Source organism: Amycolatopsis sp. H20-H5, from assembly GCF_035828755.1.
In the GTDB taxonomy this organism is placed as follows: Bacteria; Actinomycetota; Actinomycetes; order Mycobacteriales; family Pseudonocardiaceae; genus Amycolatopsis.
This window is the reverse complement of record NZ_JAYMZS010000213.1, coordinates 1-7,620: the sequence shown is the minus strand read 5'-3', so window position 1 is coordinate 7,620 and position 7,620 is coordinate 1. Positions and strand designations below refer to the sequence as shown.

At 72.1% G+C, this 7,620-nt stretch carries 6 protein-coding genes; 5 read left to right on the top strand and 1 reads right to left on the bottom strand.

Going from position 1 to position 7,620, the window contains the following annotated elements; translation table 11 throughout:
- The 4 genes from QMK34_RS46245 to QMK34_RS46230 all read left to right on the top strand — a co-directional run.
- Nucleotides 1-1,935, top strand: a 1,935-nt coding sequence (locus QMK34_RS46245) for a hypothetical protein (RefSeq protein ID WP_326421327.1), incomplete at its 5' end; no start/stop codon positions are given.
- Nucleotides 1,932-2,801: a hypothetical protein gene (locus QMK34_RS46240; protein WP_326421325.1), complete on the top strand. Its 870-nt coding sequence runs from the start codon at nucleotides 1,932-1,934 to the stop codon at nucleotides 2,799-2,801. The genes QMK34_RS46245 and QMK34_RS46240, both read left to right, overlap by 4 nt.
- Nucleotides 2,798-4,111, top strand: coding sequence for a lipopolysaccharide biosynthesis protein (locus QMK34_RS46235; protein WP_326421323.1), 1,314 nt, complete (start codon nucleotides 2,798-2,800; stop codon nucleotides 4,109-4,111). Before QMK34_RS46240 ends, QMK34_RS46235 begins: the two co-directional genes overlap by 4 nt.
- Complete coding sequence (locus QMK34_RS46230; RefSeq protein WP_326421321.1) at nucleotides 4,108-5,343, top strand: glycosyltransferase family 4 protein; 1,236 nt, start codon at nucleotides 4,108-4,110, stop codon at nucleotides 5,341-5,343. The genes QMK34_RS46235 and QMK34_RS46230 overlap by 4 nt, the downstream gene beginning before the upstream one ends.
- Nucleotides 5,344-5,369: 26 nt before the next feature.
- Here the strand turns inward: QMK34_RS46230 and QMK34_RS46225 are convergent, their stop codons facing one another.
- Nucleotides 5,370-6,350 carry a glycoside hydrolase family 6 protein gene (locus tag QMK34_RS46225; RefSeq protein WP_326421319.1) on the bottom strand — a complete coding sequence of 327 codons (981 nt, stop codon included), beginning with the start codon at nucleotides 6,348-6,350 and terminating at the stop codon, nucleotides 5,370-5,372.
- A 1,027-nt stretch (nucleotides 6,351-7,377) separates the two neighbouring features.
- On the opposite strand from QMK34_RS46225, the gene QMK34_RS46220 reads away from it, so the two are divergent.
- Nucleotides 7,378-7,545 (top strand): hypothetical protein, encoded by a 168-nt coding sequence (locus QMK34_RS46220; protein WP_326421328.1) that lies wholly within the window; start codon nucleotides 7,378-7,380, stop codon nucleotides 7,543-7,545.
- The last annotated feature ends 75 nt before the right edge of the window (nucleotides 7,546-7,620 follow it).

Below are 7,620 nucleotides of genomic sequence, written 5' to 3'. Positions count from 1 at the left end.
ACCCACTCGACCCCCGCGTACTCGAAGTCCACAGTGGATTCTTCGAACGCGCCCGCCTCCGCCGGTTCCCCGGTGGAGGCGGGCGCGTCTTGGTTGCGGCGCCTGACCTCCTGGCCCTGCGTGGTGGCCGCCGTCGCGGTGGGCATCCTCGTGGTCGGACTGTCCTATCGGCTTTCTGGCTCCGGTTCTCCGGCGGCGTTGTACTACATCGTGTTCTGGGCTGGGATGCTGCTCGGTGTGGTGCCGGTGACCGCGCGCATCGCGACCGGCACCCGCACACAGGCCGTGTGGGGGGTGCTGCTGCTCGGTGTGCTCACCTACGCGCCCAAGTTCTTGCGCAACCCCGGCGCCCCGAGCTACCACGACGAGTACGCTCACTGGCGCGAAGCCATTGACGTCCTGTCCGTCGGCAAGCTCCTGCGGCCCAACTCGGTCATCCCGATCGTCCAGTTCTACCCCGGGACCTCCGGGCTGACGTCGATGGTGGAACGACTGACCGGGCTGTCGGTGTGGTCCTCGGGCCAGGTCGTCCTGCTCGCTGCGCACCTGCTGGGCCTGTTCGCCGTCTTCGTTCTCGCCCAGGTCCACCTCGGCTCCCTAGCGGCGGGCGCGGTGGCGTCGGTGGTCTACGCGCTGAACCCGTCGGCGATGTACTTCGACACGCAGTACGCCTACGAAGGCATCGCGATCGCCCTGTTCCTCTGGGTGCTCGCCCTCGCGAGCCTCGCCGCGCGAGCGCGGGGGCGGCGCCGGGCCGCCGCGGTGGCCGGGGCGCTGCTCTGCTCCGGCGCCTGCGTGCTGACCCACCACCTGACCACGCTCTTCCTGGTGCTGCTGCTGTTCGCGGTGGCACTGCTGGCGTCGGCCCGCGTCCGGATCGCACGCCGCAAGCCGTCCCCGACGCGCAGGCCCGACACCGGTACCCGGGTTTGGTGGTTCATCTGGGGCGTCACCACGCTGCTCGCCGGGGCGTGGCTGCTGCTCGTTGCCCGCCCGACGATCGACTATCTCGCGCCCTACGTCGGCGGCTCGGTGAACCAGCTCTCGGCGGTAGCGGCAAAGTCCGGTACTGGCCGCGACGTCCTCGCACCGACCGTGCAACCGCTGTGGGAACGCGGGCTGACCGCGCTCGCGCCGGTGGTCGTCGGGCTGATGTGCCTGGCACTGCTGGGAGTGCTGCGCCGCGAGCACCGCAAGTGGCGGGCCGACAGCCTCGCGCTGATGGCGTTCGGGTTCGTCTACTTCCCGTCCGTGCTGTTCCTGCTCGCGCCCTCGGGCGCGGAAGGCGCACGCCGGTCGTGGGCGTTCACCTATGTCGGGCTTGCGCTCGTCGCCGCGTACATGGTGCTGCGCGGCCGGGAGCCGACCCCGCGGCGCTGGTGGGCGCGGACGCCGGTGCTGGGCGTCTTCTTCGTGATCCTGCTGGTCGGCAACGTCGGCGGGGGACTCAACGATCCGTACCGGTTCCCCGGCCTCTTCCGCTGGGGCACGGATACGAACTCGGCGAGCGCCGAGGCGCGGACCGTGGCCGAGCAGCTCGCCGCGCAGGCCGGTCCGGTCCGAGTCGTGGCCGACCGCTACACCGGGCTGCAGCTCGCCGCGTATGGCGGGCTCGACGTCGCCGCGCCGTCGGTCGGCTTCCCCGCCTGGGAACTCACGCAGTCACCCGGCACCCCCGACAGCCAGCTCGCCGGTGAGCTGGTCAGCTCCCACTACGACTACCTGGTGGTGGATATCCGCATGGCCGAAGAACCCCCCTTCAACGGGGACAACTACGGGTCCGGCGACCCGCTGCGCGGCGCGGCGACCCCGCTCGCGCAGCTGGACCGGCTCGACCGGGTGCCGTGGGCGGCGCGGGTCATCACCACCGAGCACCTGCGGGTCTACCGGCTCGATCTGACCCTGCTCGGCGTTGCGACGGCGAGCGGGTCATGACGGCGCCCGCCACGCGCGCCGTGGCCGCTCCCCGGACCGTCACCCTGGCGCTGGTCGCGGCCGTGGTCGTCGCCACCGCGCTGGTGCTCCTGTCCGCGCCGGTGGTGCTGCGGTCGGTCGTGGCGTTCCCGGTGCTCGCACTCATCGCGGGGCATTCCGCGACGGGACTGCTGTTCGGCGACGGCAAGGCCGATGATTCCGCCGAGACCGAGCCTGTGTTGCGGCTGGTGCTTCCGGTGCTGTTCGGGTTGCTGTCCTTGCTCGTGGTGGTGCTGCTGCTGGCCGTGCTGCGCATCCCGATCGCGACCACGGGTGTCGCCGCGGGTACCGGGGTCGCGGCACTGCTGCTGCTCCTGGCCGACCGGCGGACGACCCTGCTGACTGCCGCGACCCCGGTGCCCGCGCCGCGGGCTCCTCAACTCGGCGTGCTGGCACGCCGTGCGGCCGGGCCGGCGCTCGCGATCGTGGTGGTGGCCGCCGCGGCGGCCGGGGCCGTCGCCCTGCGCCCGGCTCCCGAGCAGCAGTACGCCCAACTCGCCTTCGACGAGCCGGGCGTGGTTACCGGGCAACCCCTGTCCGCCCGGCCGGGGGAGCGGGTTGTCCTGCGCTGGATGGTGAGTGGGTACGGGTCCGCGCTTCCCGCCGCCGAGCCCGCGGTCGCCGTCAGGGTCGGCGGCAAGCCCGCATCGGGGGTGTCGGCGGTCGTCGGCGCCCGCGAAGCAGGGACCGCGCGGGGAGTCGTGGACGACCGACGCGGCATGGTCACCTTCACCGCACCCTCGGCGACGGGTCTCTACGACGTCGAGGTCGTTGTCGGCTCGGACACCGCGTCGACGCTCACCGTGCGGCTGGCGGTCAAGCCGTGACGGGCGGCAGGGCGCTGAGTCCGTCGATTTCCTTGCGCGCCAAGGTGATCGGCCGGTTCGCCGGTGACGCGATGTTGCGCAACTCGCTGGCGATCATGGCGACCAGCGTCGTCACGTCGCTGTTCGGCTACGTGTTCTGGCTGATCGTCGCGCGCCGCTCCAGCGCCCAGGTGAGCGGCGCGGGCGCCGCTGTCACCAGCGCGTTGCAAGCCGCGGCCCTGTTCGCCGCCGTGGGCGCTGCCGCCGCGATGATCGAATGGCTACCGCGGAGCCGGTCGGACCTTGACTGGCGCCGTCGGCTGACCGTCGGCGTGCTGGTGGCCGTGGCCGGCGGGATCGTCGGCGGAGCACTGATCGTGGCGGTCCTCGGCCACGCCCTCGGCACGCTGCCCGCGCTGCGGACCCCGGTCGGCGGCGCGCTGTTCTGCCTGGGCACCGTGTTCTTCGCCGTCGGCACGGTGTACGACTACGCCGCGGTCGCCGAGCGCAGCGGCTCGCTGATGCTCGGGCGCAACGCCCTGTTCACCGCAGCCCGGATCCCGCTAGTGCTGCTGCCCTGGCTGCTGCCCGGTACCGGGGACCAGATCCTCACCGCGTGGACGGTGGCGGGCGGCCTATCGCTGCTGGTGGGGCTGGCCGGCTTTCGCCGGAGCACGTACGGGCGTTCGCTGCGCCCGGTGTTCCACGGTCTCGCCGCGTGCCTGCGCGAGATGCGCACTTCGCTGCTCGGCCAGCACCTGATCACGATCGCGGCGATGCTCGCGTCCTACCTGCTCCCGATCATCGTGGTGGCCCGCACCTCGGCCGCCGACAACGCGTACTTCTACGCCACCTGGATGCTCGGCGCGGTGTTCTTCATGATCAGCCCCGCCGTGTCAACCTCGCTGTTCGCCGCGGGTGCCGACGATCCGGGGGCGATCGCCGCGGCGGCCAAGCGCAGTGCACTGATTATCGCGGGTCTGCTTGTGCTGCCGATGGCCGTGTACCTCCTCGGCGGACGGCTGCTGCTGTCGCTGTTCGGCGCGGCGTACCCGCAGCAGGGGCACGCGCTGCTGGTGCTGCTGACGCTCTCGGCGATTCCGGACGCGGTCACGAACATCGCCGTCGCCGTGCTGCGCGCGACGAACCGCTTGCGGTCCGCACTGTGGCTCAACACCTCCATGCTGCTGGCGAGCGTCGTGGCTTCCTGGATCCTGCTGCCGCGGCTCGGCATCGTCGCGGTGGGCGTGGCGTGGGTCGGCGCGCAGACCGCCGGTGCGCTCTGGGTGCTGGTCTACTGGCGCCGGCTCACCACGGGCGCGTCCGCGTGAAGATCCTCCAGGTCACCGACAACTACGCCCCGGCGACGGGCGGCCTGGAACGCACCGTTCAGGGGCTCGCCCGCGAGCTGGCCGCGCGCGGCCACGACGTCGAGGTCGCCACCATGAGCCGCCCGGACGCGCCCGACATCGAGCACGAAGGCCCGGTGACGGTACGCCGGCTCTCCGGGCTGACCCGGCACCTGCGGCGATTCTCCAGCGACCCTGGGCACCATTTCCACCCCACGGTGGCCGACCCGCAGCTCGTCCGCCGCCTCCAGGAACTCGTCGACACCACCCGGCCGGACATCGTGCACGCCCACGGCTGGATCCTGCACTCCTGCCTGCGCCTGCGGCTCCCGCCCGGCTCCGCCTTGGTGGTGACTCTGCACGACTACAGCCTGGTGTGCGCGAAGAAGACCCTGACCCACTTCGACGAGCTCGATTCGCGGTGCGCCGGGCCGTCCCCGCGCCGCTGTCTCAGCTGCGCCAACGCCTCCTACGGCGCGGTCAAGGGCGCCGCGCTGACCCTCGGCCTCGCCCGCGACAGCCGCCGGTTCGACCGCGTGGCGATGTTCCTGCCGGTCAGCACGGCCGTCGCGGAGGCGTGCCTGCCCGGGGTCGCCCCCGAGCGGATCAGTGAGGTCCCGTCCTTTGTGGCTGACGACGTCGCTGCCGCGCCAGGTCCGCGCCCGGGCTTCCTGCCGGACGGGGATTTTCTGCTTTTCGTCGGAGCGCTCGGCGAGCACAAGGGCCTCGGCGTGCTCGCCGAAGCCCAGCGGCGCATGGCGGTGTCCGTTCCGCTCGTGGTCATCGGGGCGCGCCGCGCCGACACCCCCGAGCTGACTGGGACGGCCGAGCGTCCCGTCTTCGTCCACAGCGACGTGCCGCATCCGCAGATCATGGCCGCCTTCGCGGCCGCGGCGGTGGTGGCCGTCCCGTCGCGCTGGCCGGAGCCGCTGGGGCTGGTGGCGATCGAGGGCATGGCGGCCGGTACACCCGTGGTCGCCTCCCGGGTCGGCGGCCTCGCCGAACTCGTCGACCACGGTGTCACCGGTCGGCTGGTGGAGCCGGGGGACCCCGAGGCTCTCGCGGGCGCCCTCGACACCCTGCTCGCCGATCCGGCGCAGCGGAGCCGCCTGGGCGCGGCCGGTGCGCTGCGGGCCGAGCGGTACACGGCCGGGACCGCGGTTCCCCGGGTGATCGAGGCGTACGAGCGGGCGCGGGCACTGGTCAGGGCCTGACCGGAAGTTCAGCCAGGACAGCCGGTTCAGCGCTGTGCGTGCCCCAGCAGACCCGCCGCCTGCGTGGGAAACCACAGCCCGGACCGCGGATCGCTGCGGCCGCAGTCGCCGTCGGACTGCCCGGGGTTCTTGATCCAGAGATCCGCGTCGTCGTGCACGGCTGCCGTGGTCGCGGACGGAACCGGGCCTGTCGCCCGGCCCTGGGGGTTGCACCAGTTCAGCGGGGCGTCCGGGGCGGGGCCGAGTCCGTTGCGCGAGGCGTCGACGACGTAATGGGCGCCGCCGAGCAGTGCGGAGACCTGCTCGCCGTAGGACTGTTCTTCGGCGGTGGTGAAGTAGTTGGACACGTTCAAGCTGAAGCCCCGGGAGTGCCTGATCCCGGCGAGGTCGAGCCGCCGGGCGAGTTCGACGGCACCGAGCCAGCGGGAATGCCCGGCGTCGAGGTAGACAGCCGTCGTCCGGTCGAGGCCGAGTCGGGTGACGACGTCGGTGAGCATGGCGTAGCGGGCGGTCCGCGCGACCGGGCCGAGGCAGTCGGCCCCGGCGAGCGCGTCCGGCTCGACGACGACGGCGGCCCGATGCCCCCCGATCCCCGCGCGGACTTGGCGGATCCAGCCTGCGTAGGTGGCCGCGTCGGCCAGGCCGCCGGAGGAAAACCCGCCGCAGTCACGGCCGGGGATGGCGTAGACGACCAGGACCGGCAGCGCGCTCAGCCCAGCGGAGCCGTCGACGTAGTCCGCGACGGCCTCGCGGACCTCGCTGGCCGGTGTGGCGTCGGTGAACCAACGGGCTTGCGGCACAGCGGCGAGTGCCGCCGCGGCGGGATCGGCCGGATCAGCGACCAGGGCCTGGTGGGCCGGGCTCGCCGGGTCGACGTAGAGCGGCCACCCGGCCAGTGGGTTCGGCACGTCCGCTGGCGAGCTCTCGGCGGTCGGGGTCGAACTGGTCACCGTGGTCATGACGAGGATCAGCGCCACCCATGCGGCAAGGCCGGGGAGAAGACGCACGGCAGTCCTCGATTCCATAATGGATCGTCCGGCCAGTACACCACGAGAACGGCCAACCGGCCTGGCAGGGACCGGTCCCGGGGCGGCCTCCTCACATTTGGCATGGGCTGAATCCTGTGCGGCGCGGACGTCGCGCGGTGTCCATCTACGGGCAAGGCTGTTTCAAGATCATTGAAGGCGGCCGAGGATCTGAAAGGCGGCGCATGAAGCGGCTTGCCCATCGGGTGGCGCCGGTGACGTCGTGGCGTCCGGCGAGTCGATGTGCGCCGATGGCGAGGGGTTGCGTGGGGGCCTGATCCGCGACCACCGCGTTCGCCCATCAGGCGCCGCAGTATCTGCAGATGCTGAAGGACCACGGCCAAGCTCGGCAGCGCGGTGATGCCGCCGTTCCTGCCGAACGGCGGGGTGGACCCGGTGCCCGCCGCGCAGGACCAGGTGGAGCCGGATCACGCGGAGCCGGATTGCACGGCGCCGACACCATCGACCTCAAGCCCTTGGACGTCCTGATCGGCTGGAACCGCGAGGAACTGACCGCCTTCGGGCTCTCCCGCCAAGCGGTCCGGGCCGGCCGTTGAACGCGACATCTTCGCCCGGGCCGCCGCCGACCTGGCCGACCGGCGGTGCGTGCCGATGCGTGCGTGAGCGGTTACCGCCTGGGCTGGGCTCCCGGCAACTCGCCATTCGGCGCCGTGCAATGGCGCGATTCACCGATGCCGGGCGGTGTCGTAGCTCGAGACCGATGCCTTCGGCCGGAGCTTCCGCGCTGCCTGGGGCGCGTTCCGTCGCACCGGCCGGGTGGCCCCGGAACGGACCGCCGGGTACCGGTGCGATCGGGGTGAGGGTGGGCGGGGCGTCCGAGAGCTAGCGGTCTGATCGGCTGGTACCCGGCCGCCGCTCGCGGTCGAGCCGCAGCGGCACGGCCGCTATGTCCGAGACGGTCGGCGGTGCCAGGGTCGGCCAGGGCGCGCGGTCGGGTGGTCGCGCCGTTAGGCTTTCGGGACTGTTGGTCTCTTGGTGGAGGTTCGCTGTGATCGCTCTGCTCGGTGTGTTGTTTGTGATCTGGCTGGTGTGCATCGTGGTGGGTGTAGTGGTGAAGGGTCTGTTCTGGTTGATCGTTATCGGTGCGGTGTTGTTCGTCGCGACCGCGGTCGTGGGGTTCGTCAAGCGCGAGGCACTCGGCCGCGGCCGTCGCTGATCCACTGATCGGCGTTGCTGCTGCCCGTGACAGGGTTGGGAACGCCACCCGCGGGGCACCCTCCGTGTAGATATG

Excerpts from the sequence above, each read along its gene's own strand:
- QMK34_RS46240 (WP_326421325.1), top strand. The coding sequence starts at position 1,932 with ATGACGGCGCCCGCCACGCGCGCCGTGGCCGCTCCCCGGACCGTCACC.